This is a genomic window from Phyllobacterium endophyticum, from assembly GCF_003010935.1.
In the GTDB taxonomy this organism is placed as follows: domain Bacteria; phylum Pseudomonadota; class Alphaproteobacteria; order Rhizobiales; family Rhizobiaceae; genus Phyllobacterium; species Phyllobacterium endophyticum.
Genome location: NZ_PGGN01000003.1, coordinates 259,276 through 284,003, shown reverse-complemented (window position 1 = coordinate 284,003; position 24,728 = coordinate 259,276). Strand labels below are relative to the sequence as shown.

The window sequence follows — 24,728 nt, the reverse complement described above, 5'->3', positions numbered from 1 at the left end:
GCGACTTTAAGATCAGCCAAGCCCACGGGGATGCTGTCCTCAAAAAAGGTCGATACGAGCCGGTGTTTCAAGCATTCCCGTGCCGGCGCGGCAGAGACCCTTTTCAAGCAGTGGATATGCCTTTGGCGTCAGGCCAATATCATCGAAATCGGCGATGCCGGTCTCGATGATGGCGGCGCCCGCCTCTGTTGCCAAACGGCGTGTCAACAAGCACCCTGCCCGTTTCGCTGATGCCCATAAGATGTTGATCAAATTGGCAGATATACTCTTCCACTCAATGCTCAAAGCCCGAGGGTGCGACATCGCATCGCCTTCGAACAGGGCAGACCAAGGTGTGAGAGGCCTGCCGGGTCAAGGAGACACGATGACCCACAGCTTGCGTACGGTCTCGATCGTACGCCATGTGCCGACGAAGCCGGGCCGCAAGATGAAAGTATCGCCGGCGGCGAAGCGGCGGGGCTCTTTGCCGTCCTCGGTCAGTTCCATGAGCCCGGACAGGATGCTGCAATATTCCCAGGTCTCGCCCTTGATCGATCGCGTTGCGCCGGGCGTGGCTTCCCAGATGCCAGAGCGGATGCGGCCGTTGTCGACATTGTCCTGTTCCCAGGTCTTGTAGCACGGGTCGCCGTCGATGAGGCGATCGGGCAAGGCCTTGCTCTGGCGCGGTGTACCAGGGTTTTCCGGGTCGAAGATGATCAGGTTGGACATTGTTTTAATCTTTCGTGATTTGTCAGGCCAGGAGATCGGCAATCGCCTTGCCGCAGGTTTGTGTATCGGCCGCCCCGCCAAGATCGCGAGTGCGCAAGCTGGGCTGTTTCAGCACCATTTCAATGGCGCCCATGATGTCGGCCGCGGCCTGTTTCTCACCGAGATGGTCGAGCATCATCGCCGCCGACCAGATCTGGCCGATAGGATTGGCAAGGTTCCGGCCGGCGATATCGGGGGCTGAACCATGGACCGGCTCGAACAGCGAAGGGTGTTCACCCTCCGGATTGATGTTGCCCGACGGCGCAATCCCGATCGTGCCGGCGCAGGCCGGGCCAAGGTCGGAGAGGATGTCGCCGAACAGGTTGGAGCCGACCACAACGTCGAAAATCTGCGGTTTCAGCACGAAATTTGCCGTCAGAATATCGATGTGGAACTTGTTCCAGGAGACTTCGGGATAGGACGACGCCATCGCCTCAACCCGCTCGTCCCAATAGGGCATTGTGATCGCGATCCCATTCGACTTTGTCGCCGACGTCACCAGCTTGCGTGGCCGGGTCTGGGCGAGGTCGAAGGCGAACTTCAGGATACGGTCGACACCCTTGCGGGTCATTACCGTCTCCTGCATCACCATTTCGCGTTCCGTTCCCTCGAACATTCGCCCGCCGATGGCGGAATATTCGCCTTCGGTATTTTCGCGTACCACCCAGAAGTCGATATCGCCGGGCCTACGACCGGACAGCGGACAGGGCACGCCGTCCATCAGCCTGACCGGGCGCAGATTGACATACTGGTCATACTCGCGCCGGAACTGCAGCAGCGAGCCCCAAAGCGAGATGTGATCCGGGACGATGTCCGGCCAGCCCACCGCGCCGAAGAAGATCGCTGCGGGCTTGCCGATTTCTTCCTTCCAGTTCTCGGGCATCATGCGGCCGTGCCGGGCATAGTAGTCGCAATGGGCAAAGTCGTGCCATTTCTGCCTCAATGTGAAGCCGTGACGGCGCGCGGCCGCTTCGAGCACCCTTATGCCTTCGGGTATGACTTCCTTGCCGATACCGTCGCCTTCGATCACAGCAATATCGTAGAAGCGTTGCGTCATAATCTGTCTCCTGCTGCCGCCCGTCAGGCAGGCTGCGTCTTCAATCCGCCTAAGTGGAAGGCCTTGATCTCCAAATATTCCTCCATGCCGCTCGGACCGCCCTCGCGGCCGAGACCGGATTGCTTGATGCCGCCGAAGGGAGCGACTTCCATCGACACGCTGCCGGTGTTGAGCCCGACCATGCCGAATTCCAGCGCCTCGCCGACGCGCCAGGCGCGATGAAGGTTTTCGGTGAAGAAATAGGCGGCGAGACCATAGGGTGTCGAATTGGCAATCGCGATGGCCTCCGCCTCGGTCTTGAAGCGGAAGAGCGGCGCCACGGGGCCGAAGGTTTCCTCACTGGCAAGTCGCATCGCGGTGGTCGCTCCGGTCAGCACCGTCGGAGCGACATAACGGTCGCCGGCCGGAAGGCCGTCGCGCGGCGTGATGTTGGCAGCGCCGAGTGCCAGTGCGTCCTCGATATGAGCGCTGATCTTGCCAACGGCCGCGACGTTGATCATCGGACCTATCTGGATATCGTCATCGACGCCGGAACCGACAGGCATGGCACGGACACGCGCTGCAAGCTTCCCGGCAAAGGTATCGTAGATCCCATCCTGAACGAGCAGGCGGTTGGCGCACACGCAGGTCTGTCCGCCATTGCGGAATTTGGAAACGATTGCCGCTTCCACGGCCGCATCGAGGTCGGCATCTTCGAAGACGATAAAGGGCGCGTTGCCGCCAAGTTCCAGGCTGAGACGTTTCACCGTCGCAGCGCACTGTGCCATCAATAACGAGCCCACCGCCGTGGAGCCGGTGAACGACACCTTGCGGACGTCCGGGCTGCTTGTGAGCGACGCGCCGATCGCCTTCGGCAGGCCGGTGACGATATTGATGACGCCGGGCGGGATACCCGCGCGTTCGGCCAGCAGTCCCAGTGCCAACGCCGAATATGGGGTAAGTTCAGATGGCTTGATGACCACGGTGCAGCCGGCCGCCAGTGCCGGCGCGCACTTGCGCGTAATCATCGCATTGGGAAAGTTCCAGGGTGTAATGATTGCCGCGACCCCAACCGGCTCTTTGCTGACCAGAATACGGCGATCAACCGTTGGTGCCGGGATGGTCATGCCGTAGCTGCGGCGAGCCTCCTCGGCGAACCACTTGATGAAGGAAGCGCCGTAGAGGATTTCGCCCCGTGCCTCGGCCAGGGGCTTGCCCTGCTCGCATGTCATGATCAGCGCGAGATCGTCAGTATTTTCGAGCAGCAGGTCGTGCCAGCGGTCGAGGAGCCGCGCCCGCTCCGCGGCTGTGGTCAGCCGCCACGTCTTGAAAGCCGCAGCCGCAGCCGCGATTGCCCGGTCGGAGTCGTCCTTGCCGCAATCCGGCACAGTCCCGAGGAAATCGCCGGTGGCCGGGTTATCGACCGTAACGGTGGCGCCACTGCTGGCACCCGTCCAATTGCCATCGATCAGCGCCTGCTGCACGAAGAGTGACGGATCCTTGAGATTGAGCATGTGTTCACCTGTGTTGTATGGCGCGACCTGTCGCAGTGACGGCACCGTCAGTCGCCGAACCCGACGATTGCCTTTATTTCCGTAAATTCGTGAAGCCCGAATTTGCTGTATTCGCGGCCATTTCCGGACTGTTTGTAGCCGCCGAAGGGAGCCGCACCGTCCCAGGCCGAGCTGTTCAGACGAACGATGCCTGTCCTGAGCCGTCTTGCAAAAGCGCGCGCCTCACCGGCTTCGCCCTGGACATAGGAGGCCAGGCCATAGGGTGTGTCGTTGGCGATCGCGGCGGCCTCATCGTCACTGTCATAGCCAAGGATCACGAGAACGGGCCCGAAGATCTCCTCGCGGGCGATCGCCATGTCGTTTGTCACCCGTGCGAAGATCGTCGGCCGCACGTAATAGCCGACATTGAGATGGGCGGGTCGGCCCGGGCCGCCGGCGACGAGTTCGGCGCCCTCCTCCATGCCTTTTCGAATGAGGCCCTGGATCTTGTCGAACTGTGCCTGGCTGACCACAGGGCCGATGTCGCTGTCCGGATTGACGGGAGAACCGACGCGAACCGATTCAGCTGCCTGCCGGGCAATGCCGATCGCTTGTTTCATCTTCTCCTGTGGTACGAGAAGCCGGGTCGGTGCATTGCAGGATTGGCCGGAATTGGCAAAGCATTTGTCCACTCCGGCACGCATGGCCGCAGCAAGGTCGGCGCTTCGCAGAATGATGTTGGGCGACTTGCCGCCCAACTCCTGGTGCACACGCTTCACCGTCGGGGCTGCCGCCTGCGCCACCGAAATGCCGGCGCGCGTTGAGCCCGTGAAGGAAACCATGTCGATATCGGGGTGACCGGAGAGCACCGCGCCTACGGTCGGGCCGTCGCCGTTTACAAGATTGAACACGCCCTTCGGCACACCGGCTTCGTGCAGGACCTCGGCAAAGAGAATAGCATTGAGCGGGGCTTCCTCGGAGGGCTTCAACACCATGGTGCAACCGGTGGCAAGCGCCGGCGCGACCTTGCAGGCGATCTGATTGATGGGCCAGTTCCATGGGGTGATCATGCCGACGACGCCGATCGGCTCATGCAGGATGCGGGTTGTGCCCTGCATGTATTCGAAGGCGAATTCCCGCATCGCCCTTATAGTCTGCTCGAAATGCGCGATGCCTATACCGGCCTGCTCCTCCCGTGCCATATGGCGGGGAGCTCCCATTTCGCGCGAGATCACGTCTCCCATCTCATCCTTGCGCCGTTTCAATATGGTAAGGATGCGCTCGAGCAGAGAGAGGCGTTCTTCATGCGTGCTCAAGGAGAAGGTTGTAAATGCATGGCGGGCCGCGGCGATGGCGCGCTCGGCGTCGGCGGCGCAACCCATAGCAATCTCGGCGAAGGGCTGCTCCGTCGCAGGATCGATGACCGTCTTGCGCTCATCTGCGACAGGATCGACCCAGGCGCCGTCAATGTAGAACTTCAGGTAGGTGTCCATTGATGTCTCCACTTGCTTCAGCGACTGGCCAGGATGAAATCGGCGACCCGCTCCGCAATCATGATCGTCGGCAGGTTGGTATTGGCGCATGGGATGGAGGGCATCAGCGATGCATCGCAGACCCGCAACCCCTCGATGCCGTAGACCCGTCCGGTCGCAGACGTCACCGCCATAGGATCGTCGGCCAACCCCATGCGGCATGTTCCCGACGGGTGCCATGTGCCGCCGACATGGCTCCTGACAAAATCGGTCAGGGCGTCGTCATCCGCCAGCAAATCTCGCATCGTCGTACCCAGCGTGATCGCCGAATGGACAAGGGCAGAGCGGAGCGGCCCCGCCATGTCCAGCAGACCCGCGAGCATGCCGCGCTGCAAAGCGTTCCACGCTCCCGGCCCCGCCAGCTTCGCAACCCGCGGCGAATAGCTGGAGGGGAAGACCGTGCCGCGATGGCCGTTCATGAAAGGATCGCACAGCGCCTCGGCGCCCATGCGAAGCGCGAGCTTGAGCCGGCTCAGATCGCGTTCGTCGCTCAGCATCCTGAAATCGACATCTGGCTCGGCCTTTGGATTGGCGGCAGCAAGACGCACGGAGCCGCGCGAATAGGATTTGTTGACCCAGAAGAACATGCTGCCAAGGCGCAAGCCGACCGAATGCCAGCCGGACCGCGAGAGGATGGCGGCATGCATGTCGCCGCGCGGCGCGCCGTCGAGGCCCGAGGAAAAGCGCCAGATCGCCTGTTCGTGGTGCTCCGCCCGGTCCCGCACACGCATATGCGGCGGCAGATAGGCGGCAACAGCAATGGAGGGATGTTCCATGAGATTGCGGCCGACGCCCTTTCGCCCGACCAGGACATTTACCCCCGCTGATGCGAGATCGCCTGCAGGCCCGATACCGGATCGGAGCAGCAAGGCCGGCGAATGGATTGCGCCGGCCGAGACGATCACTTCCGCCGCATGGATCGTCTCCGCCATTGCGCCCGACAGTTGCGCGCCGGTGGCACGACGGCCGACAAACAGTATTTGAGTCGCTATCGTTTGGGTGATGATGCGAAGATTGGGCCGTTGGCGCACGTCCGGTGTCAGATAGGCCAGTGAGGTCGGAATGCGCTCGCCGCGATCGCTGACAGCGATGGCGCCGCGAAATACGCCGTCCTCCCAGGGCCCATTCTGGTCCGGCCTGATCGGATGGCCGCGCCGGTTAAGCGTCTGCATGACATGATCGACGAAAGGCGAAATCTTGTCATCGGAGACGCGGCGGATGGTGAGCGGGCCATCCTGTCCATGCAGCGGGCCGTTGAAATCCCTGTCGGTCTCGATCTTGAGGAAATAGGGAAGGCAATCGTCCCAGCCCCAGCCCTCCGCGCCGAGCGCCTGCCATTCTGCATAATCTTCCGGGGCCCCGCGATTGGCCATCAACGCATTGATCGCCGACCCGCCGCCCAAAAGTCGCGCCTGCTCGTAGCACCGCGAGGAACTGGGTGCTGCTGATGGGGCATAAGCCATCCTGGCCGTCAACTGAGACCAGATATTGCGCCGGTCGAGATAGGCACGTCCCGGATAGCGGCTGCGGATATCGTCGGGAATATCGTCGGCCGAGATATTGCGCCCGGCTTCGACCAGCACGACGGTTCGTCTCGGATCGGCCGAGAGCCGGGCGGCCAGCACACAGCCGGCCGACCCGCCGCCCAGGATCAGGTGATCGACGATCATGTCGCCCGCCCCTGGGAGCGATCGGTATTGCGTGCGTTCAGTGCGGCCAACATCAGCAGGATGAAGGAAATCGTCGTCAGCAGCGAGCTGATCGATGCGATCGTCGGATCGATCTCGTCTCGAAGCGCGGTGAACATTTTCTTGGTCAGGGTCTGGTACTCGCCGCCGGAGATGAAGAGCGATACGACCGTCTCGTCGATCGCCGAGATGAAGGCGAACAGCAAACCGGAAATCACGCTCGGCCGGATTTGCGGCAGCGTGACAGCAAAGAAGGTGCGCCATCTGTTCATGCCGAGGCTGCGCGATACCATTTCCTGTGTTGGATCGAACTTGCGAAGCCCGACCAGAACCGAGGTAACGACATAGGGCAGTCCCAGCATCACATTGGCGAGGATAAGCCCGGTCATGGAGGCAAGCAGCCCGACCTGTGCGTAAACGAGGAAGACGCCGACGGCGGTGATGACAATCGGGACGATCAGCGGCAGTAGCAGCAATGCTTGCAGACTACGAACCAGGCGCGACTGCGTAAGGTTCAGAGCATAGGCCGCAGCCGTACCGAAGATGGTTGCAATCACGGCGCTGCAGACGCCGACGATCAGGCTGACGCGCGTCGCCTGCATCCAGGCGGCGCTGCCCAGATAGGATTCGTACCACCTCAGCGACCAGGAAGGTGGCGGAAAGGCGAGGAAGCGCGCACCGGAAAAGGACATCGGCAGGATGATCAGAACCGGAATGATCAGCCAGGCGAGGATAAGGACCACGAAACCGTGGAGAAGGACTTTCGACGGGCTCATGCGTCACCTCGTTCCCATGATGCGTTCGAATGGTATAAGCAGGCTCGCAAGGCGGAAGACGAGGAAGACGCAGATCATCAGCACCACGCTGATTGACGAGGCGGCGCCCCATTCATTGTAGACCTCGATATTGCGCGAAACCAGCATGGAGACCATATAGGTGCGTCCGCCGCCGAGCAGCTCCGGCGTGATGTAGAAGCCAAGCGTCAGCACGAAGACCAGCACCATGCCGGCGATCAGGCCCGGCAGCGACAGCGGCAGGAACACGCGCAGGAAGACATGCATTGGCGAGCCGCCCAGGCTGGCGCCGGCCATGGTCAATTCGCCCGGGATCTTCTTCATCGTCGCATAAAGCGGCAGCACCATGAAGGGCAGCAGGATATGGATTGTTGCGATGACTGTGCCGAATTCGTTGTTGACCAGGCGCAGCGGCGCATCGATCAAGCCGGATCCTGTCAGCGCCGAATTGATGATGCCGTTGCGCTGAAGCAGGATCAGCCAGGCATAGGCGCGCACCAACACCGAGGTCCAGAACGGCAGCAGCACCATGGTCAGGATAAGGATGCTCCAGCGCTGGGGCGCCCCCGCCGCCACATAGGCGACGGGGTAGCCGAGGACGACCGTCAGCAGGGTGACGATGGCGGCGATGCGGAAGGTCTGCAGGAAAGCCAGCCAATAGACGGAATCCGTCATAAACCGCTCGTAATGGGCGAAGGTAAAGCGGCCGTCCTGCCAGATCGACTGCCAGGCCAGCCACAGCAGTGGCAGAACCAGTAAGACGACGATGACCAGAAGCGCAGGAGCCAGCAGCAGCAGCATGAGCCTCTGCTCGCGCCGCTCATGCAGCTCCGAGGGATTTCGTGTCGACTTTGTCATCCGTGACCCTCCGAAGGCCGAAGGTTACTGCTGGACGAACGAGGCCCAGCGCTTTTGCGCATCCTCGCCGGCAGGCGAGCTCCACCATTCGTCGGCGACCAGTACCTGAATAGCTGCATTTTCCGGCGAACTTGGCATCTCAGCCGCGCGTTCCGGCGAAATCTTGCCGGTCTTGTAGGCTTCAGGGTTGCCCGGTCCATAGTCGATATAGGCCGGAAAGTTCGCCTGAATATCCGGCGTCAGCGCGGTATTGACGAACTTGACCGCGGTTTCCATGTTCGGCGCGCCGCTAAGGATGCAGAGCGACGTATATTGCAAGAATCCCTGATTGAAGGAGTAGCCGATCGGCGCGCCTTCCTTGACGACCGCTGCCACGCGGCCGTTCCAGGCCATTTCCATGTCGACTTCGCCGTCGGCGAGCAACTGTGCCGACTGTGCGCCCGAGGTCCACCAGACCGATACATGCGGCTTGAGTTCCTCAAGCTTCTTGAAGGCGCGATCAACATCGAGCGGATAGAGCTTGTCGGCCGCCACGCCATCGGCAAGCAATGCGGCTTCCAGAGTGGCGAGCGGATGGTTGCGCAAGGCACGGGTGCCGGGGAATTTCTTCACGTCCCAGAAGTCAGCCCATGTCTTGGGCGGATTGTCGGCGAATTTCTCCTTGTTATAGGCGAGCACGCTCGAATAGAATTCGTAGGCCACCGAATAGGGGCTCTTATAGGCCGCCGGCATCTTCTCCGCGTTCGGGATCTTGGAGAAATCGAGCTTCGCAATCATGCCCTGCTCGCCGCCCCGGATACAATCTTTCGCAGGCGTATCAATCACGTCCCAGATGATCTTGCCGGAGGCGGCCTGCGTCTTGATGACCGGCCAGGCGTCCGGAGAGCTGTCCTGATTGACAGTGATCCCGAGCAGTTCAGCAACCGGATCGAGGATCGCCTTGGTCTGGGCTTCCTGATAGGCGCCGCCCTGCGACACGAAGGTAATCTGTTCGGCCGATGCCGTGCCAGCCAGAAAGACGGCGGCCGATGCGGACAGCGCGATCATGCAAAGTCTGTAGGTCATTGTTGGTTCTCCTCTGGGGACGCGATGCCCCGGTTGATATGCGACTTGCGGGTCTTAGCGCCCGATTGCATCGAGGAACTGGTACCAGCCGGCGACGAGCCGGACGGCTGGTTCCCTGATGGGATAGAGGGGCACGGGCTTCAGTGGCACGCACGTCAGGAGCCCGAGATCGGGCTTCTCGCCCGCAATCATGGCCGCGACATAGCGGCCCATGTTGGAAGCCAATGCGACGCCGGTGCCGTTGTAGCCGACCGCATAGATCACGCGGTCATCGAACCGGCCAAGATGCGGAATGCTGTCCATGGTCATGGCGACCAGCCCCGACCAGCGGTGCGTGACGGATACCGACGCAAGGTCGGGAAACTGGCGCACCATCGCCTTGTGAAGAGCGGCAAAGGCGTTGTCCGAATCGCTCTTGCCGAAGGCGCCGCGACCACCATAGATCAATCGGTCGCCAGCCCTGCGGAACCAGCGCATCATGCGGCGGGTCTCGGTGTAGCTGCGGCGCTGCGACAAAAGCCCTTCGCCAGGATTTCCCGTCAGCGGAGCAGTGGCGATCATCGCCGAGCGGAACGGAATGAGGGATTTTCGCACAGCCGAGGTCGCCGGCGTCAGGTCGGAATAGGAATTGGTGGCGATTACGACCTGAGCGGCCGACACGGTCCCGCCGGGTGTTTCAAGCACGACGCCGTCGCGATCGCGCCGGATCGCTGTGACCGGCGACCTCTCATGGATGGCGATGCCTGCGGCCTTGAGGCCGGCTGCCATGCCCAGGACGAAATTCAGCGGATGTATGACGCCGCCATGCGTGTTGAGCATGCCGCCGACGAAGTCGCGCGAGCCGGTTTCGGCTTGCATCTGTTCGGTCGACAGGATGGAGCATGCATGGTCGCCGAGTGCAGTCTTCAGCCACGCCACTTCTTTTTTGAGGCTGTCGAGGGAGATCTGGTTGTGGGCACATCTAAGCGCGCCGGTGGGGCGATAATCGGCAGAGGCAATGCCGTAATCCTCCACCAGTTCGCCGACATGATCGATCGCCTCGATGCCGAGATCATGCATGCGGCGCGCTGTTTCAACTCCGTAACGCGCCCCGATGTCGGAAAACGACAATCTGAACTTTCCCGAGACCACGCCGCCGTTGCGGCCGCTTGCACCCCAGCCGATCTGGCTTGCCTCCAGCACCACCGCGCAAAGACCACGCCGCGCAAGATAGCGAGCCGTCGACAGACCGGTATAGCCGCCGCCGATTATGGCAACGTCAAACTGATGACCGCCCGTCAGCGCGTCGAAGACCGGGCGGCGGGAAACGGTCTCCTGCCACAGGGATCGAATGTCCGGATAGGGAGGATTGGCGGTCATCGGCTTTTTCTCTTGTGTTCAGGCCGCCGTTGCGGTGGCGACGGTCCCCGCGAGTTCCGCATCCACGGCATCGGCCAGTTGCTTGAGCGAGGAAAAGTGGAAGTCGGGCTTGGTCACCGCCTTGGGCTCCGGTGTGCCGCCAAAACCCTGCTGCCCCTGGCGCCGTTCGATCCAGCAGGTCGTATAGCCGAGTTCGCTGGCGACGCCGATGTCGTGGTACTGGCTTTGGGCGACATGCAGGATTTCCGACTGTTTGAAGCCGAAGGCGGTCTGGCGGCCCTTGTTGAAAGCGAAGAACTGCGGATTGGGCTTGGCACAGCCCGTTTCGTCGCAGGTGACGCTGTCGTGGAACGGATTGCCGAGCGTGTCGGAATAGGCCGAAAAGGCGGTCCGGTCGGCATTGGTCATGGCGACCAGGCGGAAATTCTTGCGCAGTCGGGCAAGCGCTTCGATGGAGTCGGCGAAGGCCGGCCAGCGCAACACGGCAAGCTGGAAGGCTTCAGCCGTGGCATTGTCATTGCGCAAGCCGACTTCATTGGCAAGCGAAAGGTAGACATCCTTCATCGCAAAGGAAGAGCGGCCATAAAATTTGTCGCGGCCACGCTTGTAGGGCTCGAAAATCTCATCGTCGGTCGCCTTCGCCGCCTTTTCGCCGCCAAGCGCACGAACCGCATTGAGCACGCCGCTTTCAAAATCGATCAAAGTGCCGACCACGTCGAAGGTCATGACCTTGAATTGCATGAGTTTCATCGTCTTCATCCTTGTTGAGTGTCCTGAATGGGAGTTGTCATCCCGCATCCGGGACGATAATTGTATCTTCCGGGTGCAGTGCCAGCGTGATCCTCTCACCCGGCGATTTCATCAGTGCGCGGCCGGCATGATTGCTGGGTAGCCGAAAGCTCAGCTCCCCGCCGGCATCAGGCCTGACGAAAACGCGAATGCTCTCGCCCTGGTAGAGCGTGTCAGTGATAACGCAGGTCAGCCTGTTGCAACTGTCGGCCTGCGACCCGTCCGCCACCATCAGCTTTTCAGAATGGACCACGAGATGCAGACTGTCGCCCTCGGGCACGCGGCGCGTTGTTTTCAGCACCTGGTCACCGAGGCGTACGGCATCGCCCTGCACACGCTGCACCGCCAGCAGCGTGGCTTCGCCAATGAAACTGGCGACAAAGCTATTGGCGGGATAATCGTGCAGGCGCTCCGGCGTGTCGACCTGCACGAGCCGTCCCTTGTTCATGATTGCCACGCGGTCGCTCATTGTCAGTGCCTCGCGCTGATCGTGCGTGACATATATGATCGTGGCACCAAGCCGTTTGTGCAGTCGCTTGAGCTCGATCTGCATCGTTTCGCGCAGTTGTTTGTCGAGCGCCGAGAGCGGCTCATCCATGAGTATGAGGCCAGGCTCGAAGATCATGGCACGCGCCAGCGCCACGCGCTGGCGCTGGCCGCCCGACAATTCATGAATCCGCCGACCCCCGTAGCCGACAAGCTCAACCATCTCGAGCGCAGACCTGAGTCTAGCCGGCCAGGTCGCCTTCGGCAGGCGTCGCGCCCGGAGCGGAAAGGTGATGTTTTCGCCAACGCTCATATGTGGGAACAGCGCATAATTCTGGAAGACGATGCCAATCTCGCGCTTATGTGGCGGCTCGAATGTAATATCTCTGGTTCCCAACCAGATCGAGCCGGACGTCGGCTGGACGAAACCTCCCAGGATGCCGAGCAGAGTCGTCTTGCCCGAGCCGGAGGGGCCGAGAATGGACACGAATTCGCCGGGAGAGACGTCGAGGCTGACGTCATCAAGTGCAAGAAAGGCCCCGTACGACTTGGTCGCCTTTTTGATGGAAACGCTGACGCGCTCGTTTTTTGGTTGATCAATCATGTGATTCCACTGCAAAGGCTGACAACCGCGGCAATATGCCGAGGCCTGGCGATGCGTTTCTGCAGAAACACGAACAGACTGACAGGTACATGGCGCAAAGCGCTCACCAACAATCAAACCGTCACGGTCCCCGGATTATATGGAAGATCTTCTGCCTTCGCTGGCTAGCAACAAACCAAACAACGTACAGACGCGCAATTGAAAAAAAATCGAAGGGATGTTACAAAATGTAATGACATTCCTTCGCCGCTCCCTGCCATCCATGAACGGCCTCTTTACTTTCGAGGCGGCTGCGCGCTGGGGCAGCTTTTCAAGGGCCGCGGACGAGTTGAACGTGACCCCTGCCGCAGTGAGCCGGATGATGTCGCGGCTTGAGCAACATCTTGATACTGCGCTTTTTCTTCGGCAGCCCGTCGGCGTTACCCTGACGGAATCGGGCCAATTGCTTTTTGATGCAATCGCGCGCGGCTTTGGCGGCATTGAAAGCGCCCTGCGAGAGATCGAGGACCGTAAGACCGGTATGGACACGGTCTCGCTATCCGTATCAACCGGCTTCACCACACACTGGATGATGCCGAAAATGGCTGAGTTCAAGCGGCAGTTCCCCGCCGTCGATCTCCGTTTCCAACTGGTGATGGGTGCCCTGTCGGGACCTGTCAACGATGTCGATCTCGGCATGCGCTTTGTCGAGGGCCCCGATGAGCGTCACGAGGCGGCTTTCGTCATGCCGGAAGTTCTGCTGCCGATCTGCAGTCCTGATTATTTGGAGAGCCATGCCATGTCCGGTGGCGGGATCGGCCGCGTGCCCGATACGACCATCAACCTGAGCGACGCACAGCCGAACTGGTCCAAACTGTTTACCCCCGCCAATGGCAGCGACACGCAAAATTCCATGATCTTCTCCGATTATGCGATCGTCGTACAGGCGGCCCTGTTAGGCCAGGGCGTGGCACTTGGCTGGCTCAATGTCGTCGCGCATTGGTTGAGGACCCGCGCACTCGTGCCGGCGCGCGACCATCTCATGGTCACGGGTCGCCGCTGCCATCTCGTCAGACTGCGTGACAAGCCAGTGCGCCTAATCGTCGGCAAGGTCCGGGACTGGATGATCGCCGAACTTACGGCGGATGTCGACGCCGTGAATAGTCTGTACCCTTCCTTGAAATTACCCGTGCTGGGACACTCTCCAATCCTCGGCGGCGGCAAATGAGAGCTTCGGATATTCAAAGCAAATGCAGGTACTACGCGATGAGCGACCATTGCCGAAATTCCGTAGTCTCTTATGCAAGCCATTCAGGTTAACTTCTTTGACGATTGCCGTAATGCACCTCTTCACATTGTTGACTCACTGCCGTCATCAGCAACCGCTCGGAAACAGGCGTCACTGGCTCTTTGGCGTGTACCAGATAGGTGAGGTGTAGGCGCGCTCCTGGGTTGTCATCGGGACGTTTGGAGAAACATCGTTTATCCCGAAATACTTGGCATCGTAGGCGGTCCAGCGCGGTGTCGGGATCTCAATGACGCGGGCATAGTAGAAGGCGCGCTCGACCGGATCGAAGCTTGGATCTTCCCAGACCGTGATCAGTTCGGACGAGCCGATCGTGTTTGTCCAGGCGGCATTCTTCACATCGACGGTATTGCCAATCGCCGGGAGCTTGTGGTCGGCGCCGGCAACGCGATCGTCGGACCAGGCGACGTCGTAGACTTGCTCCTGGAGTTTCCCGTCCTTGCCGAGCCATCCCTTCACGATCTGGATACGGTCGAGGTTGGCGCCGATCGGGTCACGCAGGGCCATGACAATGAAGCGCGGCGCAATCCCATCTGGCCGGCACTCAGATTGCCGCCCATCGGCACACCCCGGGTGTAGCCGGCGTCGGCCGGGGTGCGGCCTGTCGCATCCGCGGCTACGAAGTCCCAGCCGCCGAAAAACCGCACGACCATGCGCGTGCCCGTCGTGGCATAGGTTTCCCGTCGCTCCATGGCGTCGAAAATTGCCTCGCGTGTGTTCTCTTTTGCCCAGACGGCGGCATAGCCCGAAGACGACAATTCCCAGCCCGTGAATGAGCCTGCCGCGCCGTTCTGGAAGATATTGTTCATACGATGGGCGCTGGGTTCCTCAGGCGTGATCTTGCCGAAGTAGTTGTTCTCCTCGACGGCCGCGAGGCCCGTATGCGCGTCGGTCGATCCGACCATGCCGAATTTGTAAGGGTTAACGCCGAGTTGTTCCTCGAGTTTAAGCCCGTTTTTTAAAGCCGCGCGCGCGTATTCATATTCCAGCATATCGCTTGTCTTGGCGACGGTCAGATCGAGATTGCCCTTGTCCCAGATCTCGGAGTTCGCAAACTCGTCGGTAGGTGAAAGGAACGGGTGCGCCTCGCTGGTACCCTTGATTTGGGTCACTTCGAACAGCGGCTCCCATTTCGCCCGGGTTTCGGCATATGCAAGGTCAATCGGCTTGCCGTCGACCGGCTCTATGATGGGGAACATCAACCCATTCGACAGATTGCCATTATGGGCGATCGCCAGCACATCTCCTCCGGTCTTGTCTTCGTAGGTTTGCATCCACTGCCATAGCCCTCGCGGATCGGAGGTGCCGAGCGGTGGCACTGTGGTCAGCGGCTCGACCTGGCGCGCCAAGGCGCCGTCGTTGCGGAAGATTACGTTGCGGTGGAGGTTGCCGCCTGGATTTGAAGACCATTCGTAGCCAATGAAGGCAGTGAACCGACCTGGGTCGTTCGCATCGTCAGCCGCCTTTATCGTCTGATCCCATGCTGTCCGGTAGGCACGCGTGCCAGGCGCATAGTTGAGCGCTTCGGGGAGTCTCGATTGGGCGGTCGCCATGTAGGCTTCAGTGGCGGCCTCGAAGCCTTTTCCCTCCTGGATCATATTGTACCATCGTTGCCCTTCCGGCACGGCGAGGATGTTGGGAGCTCCGGCAACGATATCGGCTGCGAGACCGAAATTGTCGGAATGATCGGCGACGACGAGGAAGTCGAGAGGACGGCTTAGCCGGACCGGTTGCCCGCTTGAGGCGATCAGTTGCTCGCCCTTGGCAAAGCGGTACGCTTCGGCCGGCCCCAAAGTCGTGCCGAGCATGCCGGCATCAAACGAGATCGCTGTGTGCAGATGCGTGTCGCCAAACAGCGGCCGCTCGGGGAAGGTGCGGTTCGCATAGGGTGAATAAGGCCGCTTTTTCACCATCCCTCCCAGCCGCTCGGGCGTAACAGTCCCGACGTCGCTGTCCTGGGTGAGCGCCGGCGAGGCGTAGAGAAGCGCGGTGCAAAGGAGGGTGGAGTAGTAGCGTCCGGACATGTTCATGTTCCTTTGGTTCGATACCCGACCTCCTGGGCAACGGCGGCGGCGTCGATGTTGTTCGTTAGCGTCACATTCGCGTCCTCAAACCCAGAACCCGCCAACCCGCTCGATCAGCCAGAACGAGGCGACGCCGCCGATCGAGTAGGCCGCGACGGCCCGAGCCCAGGCATGCGGGTCGCTGTCTTGCGAACGGATGAGGGCGAGCGAAAGCCGGCCGAGGATCGCGAAAGCAACGAAGACAACCGCGGTAAAGGCGAGCTGCCCCAGTTCAACCCCGATGTTGAAGAACAGCAGCGCGAGCGGGATTGCATGGTTGGGCAGGCCGACTTCGCTCAGCGCGCCGGCGAAGCCGAGGCCGTGCAGAAGGCCGAAGGCGAAGGCCACCAGCCAGGGTAGCCGCGCGGCGAGGCTCGGTTCTCCTGCCTGTCGGGATTTCAGGATCTCGGCGGCCACAAGCACGATGCTCAGCGCGATGGTAGCCTCGACCGGCGGTCCGGGCACATGAATGTAGCCAAGCGTCGCCGCGCCGAGCGTGATGCTGTGTGCCAGAGTGAAAGCCGTGATGGTGACGGCGACGGAACTCCAGCTTCGCGCCAAAAGGATGAGCGCAAGTACGAAGAGCAGATGGTCGATGCCGAAGAGGATGTGCTCGACGCCGAGTGAGACATAGGCGATGGCCACCTGGTGCCAGCCGGTTTGCAGCGGAACGGTAAAGGAGGGATCTGCAGCCGTCGCGCGCGCCGTGCTGACTTCACCGCTCAACCTCTCGATGCGCACCAGCACATCGGTGCGGCTCTCTGGCAACCCGTCGAATGCGATGGTTTCGCTGGCGAAGCCCGCAGGCGCATGCACGGTCCATCGCTCGATATAGGCGTCATTGAGGACGGCGGCTTCGCGCGGCGTCGTCTCGACTACGTTCTTGGGGAGCCGGGGATACACCGCAAGCCTGAGGTCCCCCATCGCCGGAGCCTTCCACAGCACCGAAAAGACTTCCGGAGCCGTTTCGGTTATGGCCAGGTAGGCGGGCCTGAGATCATGCGCATGCGCACCGCCCGCGCATGTTAGCGCGATCCAGAAGATGAGGAGTAAGCGGCTCACGGCGTCACCCCGGCCTGCCGCTCTTCCACAATGCCCGCCGGGACAGCCTCGACCTTGATCACGTAGCGCGACCGGAGCTGCTCATACAGCGCATCATTGGAGGCGATCTTGCGGATGTGCAGCCACTCCCGCTCGGCCGCCTTCCTCACCTGCCCGAAGGGAGGTTCGCGCGCTTCGACGCGCCCGGTGAGCCGGACCATGTGGGATCCATAGGCGGAGGCGACAGGTCCGTTCCATTGGCCCTGTGCCACCTTGCCGAGCGAGGCGGCGAAGTCCTCGCCGAACGTCCGCGCGACGTCGGATTTCGTAAGGTCACGGAAGTCGGCGCCCGCCATGAACGGGCTGCCGGCGGTCGATGCATCGACAGCGCCTGAGTTCAGATCCCGCAGGAGAGCCGCCAAGGCTGCCGCATCTGGCATTGCTCCGCCGGATGCGGGAAAGTACACCTGGTCGAAACTGAAGCGCGCCTCTTTGCGGAACCATTCGGGATGCTCGGCAACGAATGCCTTAAGCTCGGCGTCGGTCGGTGCGACGTCCGCAGTCAGATCGGCTACGAACTCCATCTTCTGCCGTATCCGGCGCCGGACAACCACGTCGTCCCGGTCCAGGCCCATTGCCACACCTTGACGATAAAAAACCTCGTCTCGAATGCGCTCGCTCAGCAGCGAGTCGAGCTCCTCGGCAGTCGGCGCCCGCTGCCATGTCTGATTGAAAATCGCAGCGGTGCTGGCGATCTCGCCCGAACTGATGATAATCTCTTCGCCGGAAGGCTCGCCACCACCGGCATCGGCGAGATAGTACGCGCCGAAGAGTATGCCGCCGATGACGAGGAAGTGGACGAGGGGTTCGCCAAGGAGTTTCATGTTGGCCTCCGTTCAGCCTCGCGGCGTGTACCAGATGGGCGAAGTGTAGGCGCGCTCCTGCCCAAACATTGGCACCCCGTCCGGCATCTTTACGCTGAAGCGTACTGCGTCATAGGCGGTCCAGCGAGGGGTCGGAATTTCAAGGACGCGCGCGTAGTAGAAGGCCCTGAGGGCGGGATCAAAGTCCGGATCGGTCCAGGTCTTGACCAGTTCGGAGGCGCCGATCGTATTCGCCCAGGTTGCCGTGGCGACATCGACCGTGTTGCCGACCGCCGGCAGCTTGCCGTCGGCGCCGGCGACCCGTCCATCAGACGAGGCTACGTCGTAGACCTTCTCCTGGCGCGCGCCGGCGGCGTCGATCCAGCCCTTGACGACCTGGATACGGTCAAGATTGCCGCCGAGCGGGTCCTTGAGCGCGGCGAGCAGGAATGTCGGCGCCTTGCCATCCGGCGCATCGCTGAGGTCGCCGCCCATTGGAACCCCTTTGGCGTAGCCGGCGAAAGCGGGGGTGCGCGACTGGGCATCGGCATCGGTGAACTCCCAGCCGCCGAAGAAGCGCACGAGCATGCGCGGGCCGGTGGTGGCGTAGACCTCCTTGCGGCGCATTGCATCCCAGATCGCCTCGCGGGTGTTGTCGCTCGCCCAGACCCCGGCATAGCCGGACGAGACCATCTGCCAACCCATCAGGAAGACATCGCCGTTGCGCATGAACTCGTGCGAGGCGCGATCGGCCTTGGGCTCGGCACCGGTGTGTTTGCCGAAAAAGTTGTCCTCCTCGGCCGTCGCCAGCGACGTGTGGCTGTCGGTCGCGCCGATCATGCCGAATTTGTAGGGGTTGGTGCCGAGCCTTCCTTCGAGCAGAAGGCCGGTCTGCAGGGCGGCGCGCGCATATTCGCTAACCAGCATCTCGGGCTTTTTCACCTCGCTGAGGTTCAAATTCCCCTTGTCCCACAGCTCGTAGCCGGCGAACTCGTCGTTTGGCGACAGATAGGGATGCGCCTCGCCGTCGCCCTTGATCTGGGTGACTTCGTAGAGCGGCTCCCAGCGCGCGCGCGTCTCGGCATATTCGGCCGATAGCGGCTGGCCGTTAGACGGATTGGTCTCGATCGGGAACATCCAGCCATTCGACAGATTGCCGTTATGCGCGATCGCCAGCACTCGGCCACCGGTCTTGTCCTCATAGGCCTGGAGATGCTTCCACAGATCCTCGGGCGTCGTGCTGCCCTGCGGCGGATAGGTCGTGAAGGGCAGCGTTTGTTTCGCTTGGGCGCCGCCGTCCCGGTAGATCACGACGCGATGAAGATTGTTGCCGGGCGGTACCTGCGACGTCCATTCGTAGCCAATGAAGGCGCTGAAGCGCCCAGGCTCATTGTACTTCTCGGCCGCCGCGATGATCTGGTCCCAGGTCGAGCGAAAGCCGTCGGAGCCCGGCAGGAACTCCAGCGCCTTGGGGAACTGGCCGCGCGAAAAACTGTCGATGATTTCGAGCGCCGCCTTGACCCCGTCCTGCCCGCCTTTCTGCACCAGATCGTACCAGCGCCGGCCGGTCTTGTCGGCAAGCATCTTCGGATCACCCGCGAAGAGGGCTGGAAAGAAGCCCATATTGTCGGAATGGTCGGAAATGACCAGGAAGTCGAGTGGCCGTGACAGCTTCACGCGCTCGCCGCCGGAGGCGGTAAGTTCCTCGCCGCGTGCGAATCGATAGGCATCTTCGAAACCGAGCCGAGTGCCGAAAGCGCCGGCATCCAGGGAAGCGCTGGTGTGGAGATGCGTATCGCCCCAGAACACGCGGCTCGGAAAGTTGCGGCCGGCGTAGGGTGAATAGCCTGGCGCCTTGCCGGGGACGACGGTTTCCGCATCGATGGTGCCGATGTCGGTAACCGTAGACTGTGCTGTGACAGGCGATGCGAAGAGCACGCTAGCGCCGGCCAGTGCGGTGGAGACGAGAATATGCTTTGTTTTCAACATTGCGTTCCTCACTATGAACCTGTTGTTTCACTGAACCGACGTTTGCAAGGCTTCATGCCTCTTCGTGTCGGTCGCATTTCTACCCCTGGCGCGGGCTCGCGACTGACAACTGCCGCCGCTGCTTTCCTGTAGGTCGCGCGACCGCAGGTGACCGGAAGCGGCAAAGGAACGGATGGGCGCGCTCAATCCACATAGACGACCACGTATCGCGACCCGGAGGATTGATAGTAGGTCCCGCCGCACCGCCAAACCAGCGTCCCGTAAACCGTTACGCGTGCGCAACCTGCCGGAAGAGCGGCGAGATAGATGGTTGATCGGCGAAACGTCCGCCGGGTGGTCCGCCGGGCCGCCCCGGCAACGCTGACTGGGGTGAGAGGTCGTCCCACCCTGGCCTCCGCGGTCGTCACATAACCGAAGCCGCCCTGTTTCGGAACGTCCAATGCTTCCATACCGAGCAATGCGACGATCCCGGCCGTCAGCGCGATCTTGACTTTCCTTGACACGGTCATCTGCTGCCTCCCACGGCACGGTGGTCTGGACGTTCATCTACATTTATGAGCTCGTTCGCTCGCCGAGTTGCCCGGCAGCACTGCTCCCCGATTACAGGCCTAGCAATAGTAGACGCCGACGGCACAACGCCGTGCCGTCCGTCGTGCCACTCCCGCGACGCTGACTGGCGTGAGCGGGCGGCCCACCCTGGCCTCGGCGGCGGTGACGAAACCGGGAATGCCCGGGTAAGGAAGTTCCGATCCTGCCTCGGCAAAAAACCCGACGATCCCGGTCAGCACGACGATCTTGAGTTTCCCTGATACGTTCATTTGGTGCCACCTACGGAAAAATGGTTCGGCAGTTCATCGATGTCGACGAGATCTTTGAGATCGACCTGCTTGGCCTTCGTTGCGTTGTTGAAGCCGAAGTCATCCGCAACAACATCCGTGCCGGTCTTCCAGTCGCTGATCTGGATGCTGTATTGCGGCCCTTGGTCGACCTGGCTGGCAGTGATGACATATCGGCAAGGATAAGGATGCTCGCCTTGGGCGATCCAGATCTGCCAGTCGAGATCCTTGGCGCGGAACGCAAGATGATCGCACTCGGTGCCACCAATCACGCCGCTCCCAAGGTCCTTCACATCAACAACGTCACGCATCAATTCGTCATAGACATTGGGCAGGAGGAGGTCGGCGGCAGGAAGCGGCCGATGCAGCGTGTCGCGCAACTCATCGACAAGATGATCGATAGTGCCGGGCACTTCGACCTGCGTGTAGAGATTGGCGTCTTTGCCGAGCAGCGTCAGCGTTTTTCCATCAAACGTGATCGCGACATTGGCAAATCCGCCATGCCGCGTCGCGCGGATCTTGTCGGGCCGACCCATCTCGATCTTGCCTGAACTTGCCAGCAATAGTTTCTGGTGGTCCTTGGTGACGACCTCAAGATTGGTGTCGTATTGGAACGAAATGGCCTTTTGTTCCGCCAGGTAATCGGACATCGCCTTGAGTAATGTCTTGGCTTCCGTCTCACCCGCGGTCGCGATCGGGGGCATGATGGAAATTATTGCGAGGACAAGCGCCGCCCTTGAAACTGTGCGGGTAGCAACCGTCCTCGCGCTTCGAATAGTCGTCATCATTGACGTATGCCCTCCATTGGATTTTGCACTTCAGCGGGTGGCGGATCATTCCCCCTATCCTAGGAATGTCGGTTGTCCGCGCATGGACAAGGCTTACATCTTGTTAAGCCGCCCGGCACTGTAACATCGGGTATGTTACAGTTCGTCGGAGGGATTTCTGACTGGTTTTAAAACTGCGTGGGTGGCCGGCAGAAACCTCTAACCACCCGGTAAGACCGCCGTGCCTGCCGGTATCGCCAGACCCGCTTTGCGAATGCCCGCCATCAGGCGGGCCTGATCCTCCGCGCGGATGTTGCGGATATTGAGCTCCGCTTGGAGATTTGGCAAAAAGGCGGGACGCATGGCGACGAATGTTGACGCCGCGTCTTGTGCTTCCGCGGTCATCCCGCGCTCGGCGTAGATTATGGCCGCAACCAGATGAAAGAGCGGGAACTTCTGCAGATTGGCCTGTCTGATCTCGACAACCGCCGTTTCGAAGTCGCCAAGCATGTAGGCCGCGAGTGCCCGGTTGCCGTGGTAATATCCAGCCCCGCCGGGGTTGAAGGCAAGGGCCTGATCCAGAACCTTAGCGCCGCGCTTCCACTCACCGCCCATGGCCAGTCGGACGCCGTATTCACCCATAAGTTCGGTGTCATTGGGGTTGGTTGCGAGCGCCCGCTCTCCAATACGCATCGATTCCGCCAATTGCTGATTGAAGAACAAGACTGTCATCAGCGCCTGAAGGGCACGGGCGTTGCCCGGATCGAGCTCGACGGACCGCCGCGCCGCCTTCAGCGAACGTTCCAATGGCGCGGGTGTGCCAGCTCTCGGATTGTATTCAAACCGACCCTCATCAAGGTAGACGATCGACAGCATCGCCCAGGCAGTTGCATAGGACGGATAGCGGGCAACAGCGCTTTCCAGGCACTCACGAACTTCGGCATGACGTTCCACGCTCAACTCGGCGCGATAGGCATAGAAACGCAGCGTGCAGCCATAAGCATCAAGATCGTCCGGCGGCGGATTCGTCGCATCGGCTTGCGCGATAATGCCATATGGCTGTGCCACGCTCTTCGCAACCTTGTCAGCGACGTCGGACTGAATGGCGAAAAGACCCCGCGAGCGCAAATCGTCATCATAGGTCTGCGACCATAGGATTGCGCCCGTCGCCGTATCGAGAAGTCTGGTGGTCACGCGGATCCGGCCCTCTGCGACACGGACGCCGCCTGCGAGCAGATAATTGGCCCCGAGCTTGCCACGGATATGTGAAGCATCAACCTCGGGTGGCAAGGACTCCGATGTCTCGCGGCCAAACACTTGCAGTTCCTTGAAGCGGGGAAGTGCCGTCAAAAGCTCCTCGGTCAGCCCCAGTGCATAGAGATTGGCTTCCGGTCCCTCGCCGAGATTGGCAAATGGTGCGACCACGAGTGTCGGCACGGCGGGACCCGGTGCATTAGTCCGCACGGATGGTCCTGTCGCTGGCCGACCGATGATCCAATAGCCCGTAATCGCAACAGCAAAGAGGCCCATCAGCGCCAACGGAACGAGCCGTGTGATGTGCCATCGTGAATGTCTTGGGGGAAGCTGAAGTTTGGGTTCGGCAGGGTCCGCCACCACCGGACCAACCCAGGTGAAGAGCGGCACATACTTGCCTTTCGGAATGTCGATACGGACCGGATCATTCTGACCGGCAACCAGATAGTAGCGCTCTAGCGCGCGGCGCAGCCGCCCGGCCTCGATCCGCACCACGGGATCATCCTGCGTGAACCCCTCGCCGCGGTTGAACACTTCGATGGCGACCGAGTAACCCTTGATCCGCTCGGCACGACCCGCGAGCGTCTCCTCGACCACATAACGCAGAAACGCATGGGCGTGCCCGGTGTTCGGAAATTCCGGGTTGGCGATTAAGCGCTCCAGCTGGGCGCGGATATCCTCGGGAGCGGGCGACGGCCGCTCCACACGGGCAACCCGCGCATCCTTTGGCCCCTGCATTCCTTGTCCCCCGATGGACAGCAAACTTCGGCATTTCTTTTGCGTATCCTACAGTAACCTACTCCCCAAACGCGGCTGCGTCCACGATGCTGGAGATGAGAAGGAGCAAAGGAGACATGGATAAAGGTGTCGCGGCAGCCAAACGCCGTTTTCCCGCCCGAAGCGCGGCGATCGAAGAACGTGCCGCCCATGATGAAGAGTTTCGCGATCTTTGCATTGATTTCGGCGATGCGGAAGCGGAGCTGCTGCGATGGCAACAATCCAACGACGAAAAACGCGAGGAGCGATGCGCAGAGTACCTCGAATTGGTGGTTGATCTGGCGAAAGAGATCAGAGCCGCGCTCGGGACCGCCGAAATCATCCCGTTCCACAAGCGACGGCCGAAAGCTGGCATCTAGAATGTTTTCATCAAAGGTAAGGATGGCGAGACGTAAGCGTCCAATCTAATGGATTGGGACGAACGGGATCAAACCTGCGACCAGCAATTGCACAGGCCGCTCGCCGTTTGTTCAAACTTGGCACATGTAGATAAATGTTCTTGAAAGTGCCGATAACAGGGCACTTGATGTGAAACTATCAGTAGTATCGCTTGCGAACGGCTGTGAGGTCTGCGGTATTGAAGCTGTCGAGGCTCATCACGATCGACACGAGGAGCGGCTGCAAGTCCGCAGCTTTTCTGTCGGGCTCCCGTGCCGGCCAAAATGCCACGATCGATAGTTGGCAGCACGGGTGTTTCGCTTTCCAATGTCAGAAAAACGATTGGCTTGGTTCATAGCCAGCAAGAGAACGCTCTTACCGCCAGGTCAGGCAGTCTTCCGTCGCATCTGGCTGACGCTACGCCATACCGCCGAAACGAGGAAATAGAAGGCGCCGAGGCCGGCGTACCCTGCAATATTGGCAATGGAAGGCGGTTCGGGCAGTCGCGCCTGAGCAATGAAGAATATGCCGGCCACGGCGGACTGGCCGCCGCTGAGGACCATCGCCCACTGGCCGCCACTTGTCCTCCAGCGGCGAATGGCCGTGCCAAGCTGCAAGACACCCGAGAAGATGGCCCAGAGACCAAAGGCGGCAAGAACCCAGTTCATGCTCATTGTGAGCGCGAAAACAACGGCGAGCGTCATGACAGAACTGACGGCGACATTGATTGCCTGTGTTCGGTTGTTGCCCAGCCCGCCATTGCGCGATGCATCGACGAAATTGGCTGCGGCATCCCAGGCGGGGTAGATAATCAGCAAGGTGGCGGCGATGGAAGCCGATTGCTGGCCGACAGTCAAAGCAGTTGCGACCCAGACGGCAGAAAACCCTGCTCGCGTGAAATAGTATCGCGTCAGCCATTGCTCCTTCCAGCGAGAAGCGGCGGTTGTTTGGGAGTGTGTCATAGGGATATCTTTCCAATTGTTGAGTGGGGTCATGGAAACGGTCGCTCAACCCGCTCGTATGC

General features: G+C 60.9%; 22 protein-coding genes and 1 pseudogene. 2 read left to right on the top strand and 21 right to left on the bottom strand.

The annotated features are described in order from the left end of the window. Positions 1-39: 39 nt before the first annotated feature. From CU100_RS26925 to CU100_RS15500, 12 genes are all read right to left on the bottom strand, one after another. Entirely contained in the window at positions 40-207 is a 168-nt protein-coding gene (locus tag CU100_RS26925; protein WP_170113858.1) for a hypothetical protein, read from the bottom strand. 144 nt (positions 208-351) lie between these two features. Further along, positions 352-708 carry a cupin domain-containing protein gene (locus tag CU100_RS15550; RefSeq protein WP_106717508.1) on the bottom strand — a complete coding sequence of 119 codons (357 nt, stop codon included), beginning with the start codon at positions 706-708 and terminating at the stop codon, positions 352-354. Between the two features lie 22 nt (positions 709-730). Further along, the gene (locus CU100_RS15545) at positions 731-1,804 is read right to left on the bottom strand and encodes a tartrate dehydrogenase (protein ID WP_106717507.1); all 1,074 of its coding nucleotides are present in this window, start codon (positions 1,802-1,804) and stop codon (positions 731-733) included. A gap of 23 nt (positions 1,805-1,827) precedes the next feature. Then, positions 1,828-3,297: an NAD-dependent succinate-semialdehyde dehydrogenase gene (locus CU100_RS15540; RefSeq protein WP_106717993.1), complete on the bottom strand. Its 1,470-nt coding sequence runs from the start codon at positions 3,295-3,297 to the stop codon at positions 1,828-1,830. A gap of 47 nt (positions 3,298-3,344) precedes the next feature. Next, entirely contained in the window at positions 3,345-4,769 is a 1,425-nt protein-coding gene (locus CU100_RS15535; RefSeq protein ID WP_106717506.1) for an aldehyde dehydrogenase family protein, read from the bottom strand. A gap of 17 nt (positions 4,770-4,786) precedes the next feature. Beyond that, complete coding sequence (locus tag CU100_RS15530) at positions 4,787-6,478, bottom strand: GMC family oxidoreductase (RefSeq protein ID WP_106717505.1); 1,692 nt, start codon at positions 6,476-6,478, stop codon at positions 4,787-4,789. Further along, a complete protein-coding gene (locus tag CU100_RS15525; RefSeq protein WP_106717504.1) occupies positions 6,475-7,272 on the bottom strand; it encodes an ABC transporter permease in 798 nt (265 codons plus the stop codon). Before CU100_RS15525 ends, CU100_RS15530 begins: the two co-directional genes overlap by 4 nt. A 3-nt stretch (positions 7,273-7,275) precedes the next feature. After that, positions 7,276-8,148 carry an ABC transporter permease gene (locus CU100_RS15520; RefSeq protein WP_106717503.1) on the bottom strand — a complete coding sequence of 291 codons (873 nt, stop codon included), beginning with the start codon at positions 8,146-8,148 and terminating at the stop codon, positions 7,276-7,278. Between the two features lie 24 nt (positions 8,149-8,172). Further along, positions 8,173-9,213, bottom strand: coding sequence for an ABC transporter substrate-binding protein (locus tag CU100_RS15515; RefSeq protein ID WP_183635548.1), 1,041 nt, complete (start codon positions 9,211-9,213; stop codon positions 8,173-8,175). A 54-nt stretch (positions 9,214-9,267) separates the two neighbouring features. Further along, the gene (locus CU100_RS15510) at positions 9,268-10,572 is read right to left on the bottom strand and encodes an NAD(P)/FAD-dependent oxidoreductase (protein ID WP_106717502.1); all 1,305 of its coding nucleotides are present in this window, start codon (positions 10,570-10,572) and stop codon (positions 9,268-9,270) included. 18 nt (positions 10,573-10,590) lie between these two features. Continuing rightward, positions 10,591-11,322: an HAD-IA family hydrolase gene (locus tag CU100_RS15505; protein WP_106717991.1), complete on the bottom strand. Its 732-nt coding sequence runs from the start codon at positions 11,320-11,322 to the stop codon at positions 10,591-10,593. Between the two features lie 37 nt (positions 11,323-11,359). Then, on the bottom strand, positions 11,360-12,451 hold the full coding sequence (locus CU100_RS15500) for an ABC transporter ATP-binding protein (RefSeq protein ID WP_106717501.1): 1,092 nt from the start codon (positions 12,449-12,451) through the stop codon (positions 11,360-11,362). A 232-nt stretch (positions 12,452-12,683) separates the two neighbouring features. On the opposite strand from CU100_RS15500, the gene CU100_RS15495 reads away from it, so the two are divergent. After that, positions 12,684-13,658: a LysR family transcriptional regulator gene (locus CU100_RS15495; RefSeq protein WP_106717500.1), complete on the top strand. Its 975-nt coding sequence runs from the start codon at positions 12,684-12,686 to the stop codon at positions 13,656-13,658. 171 nt (positions 13,659-13,829) lie between these two features. Here the strand turns inward: CU100_RS15495 and CU100_RS15490 are convergent. The 8 genes and pseudogenes from CU100_RS15490 to CU100_RS15455 all read right to left on the bottom strand — a co-directional run bounded on the left by CU100_RS15490 (position 13,830) and on the right by CU100_RS15455 (position 23,287). After that, a pseudogene (locus CU100_RS15490) lies at positions 13,830-15,544 on the bottom strand (DUF3604 domain-containing protein). Positions 15,545-15,844: 300 nt separating this feature from the next. Continuing rightward, complete coding sequence (locus CU100_RS15485) at positions 15,845-16,861, bottom strand: HupE/UreJ family protein (protein WP_245419055.1); 1,017 nt, start codon at positions 16,859-16,861, stop codon at positions 15,845-15,847. Continuing rightward, the gene (locus CU100_RS15480) at positions 16,858-17,724 is read right to left on the bottom strand and encodes a peptidyl-prolyl cis-trans isomerase (RefSeq protein WP_106717499.1); all 867 of its coding nucleotides are present in this window, start codon (positions 17,722-17,724) and stop codon (positions 16,858-16,860) included. Before CU100_RS15480 ends, CU100_RS15485 begins: the two co-directional genes overlap by 4 nt. A 12-nt stretch (positions 17,725-17,736) precedes the next feature. Beyond that, entirely contained in the window at positions 17,737-19,692 is a 1,956-nt protein-coding gene (locus tag CU100_RS15475; protein WP_106717498.1) for a DUF3604 domain-containing protein, read from the bottom strand. A gap of 182 nt (positions 19,693-19,874) precedes the next feature. Continuing rightward, positions 19,875-20,201 carry a hypothetical protein gene (locus tag CU100_RS15470; protein WP_106717497.1) on the bottom strand — a complete coding sequence of 109 codons (327 nt, stop codon included), beginning with the start codon at positions 20,199-20,201 and terminating at the stop codon, positions 19,875-19,877. 99 nt (positions 20,202-20,300) lie between these two features. Beyond that, positions 20,301-20,510, bottom strand: a complete 210-nt coding sequence (locus tag CU100_RS15465; RefSeq protein ID WP_106717496.1) for a hypothetical protein — start codon at positions 20,508-20,510, stop codon at positions 20,301-20,303. Continuing rightward, positions 20,507-21,313, bottom strand: a complete 807-nt coding sequence (locus CU100_RS15460; RefSeq protein ID WP_106717989.1) for a DUF2092 domain-containing protein — start codon at positions 21,311-21,313, stop codon at positions 20,507-20,509. Before CU100_RS15460 ends, CU100_RS15465 begins: the two co-directional genes overlap by 4 nt. Before the next feature lie 201 nt (positions 21,314-21,514). Beyond that, positions 21,515-23,287 carry an adenylate cyclase gene (locus tag CU100_RS15455; RefSeq protein WP_106717495.1) on the bottom strand — a complete coding sequence of 591 codons (1,773 nt, stop codon included), beginning with the start codon at positions 23,285-23,287 and terminating at the stop codon, positions 21,515-21,517. Between the two features lie 116 nt (positions 23,288-23,403). Here CU100_RS15455 and CU100_RS15450 point away from each other — a divergent pair, with 116 nt between their 5' ends. Continuing rightward, complete coding sequence (locus CU100_RS15450) at positions 23,404-23,685, top strand: hypothetical protein (RefSeq protein WP_106717494.1); 282 nt, start codon at positions 23,404-23,406, stop codon at positions 23,683-23,685. Positions 23,686-24,090: 405 nt separating this feature from the next. On the opposite strand, the gene CU100_RS15445 is transcribed toward CU100_RS15450, so the two are convergent. Next, positions 24,091-24,666, bottom strand: coding sequence for a DUF308 domain-containing protein (locus tag CU100_RS15445; RefSeq protein ID WP_106717493.1), 576 nt, complete (start codon positions 24,664-24,666; stop codon positions 24,091-24,093). Between the last annotated feature and the right edge of the window lie 62 nt (positions 24,667-24,728).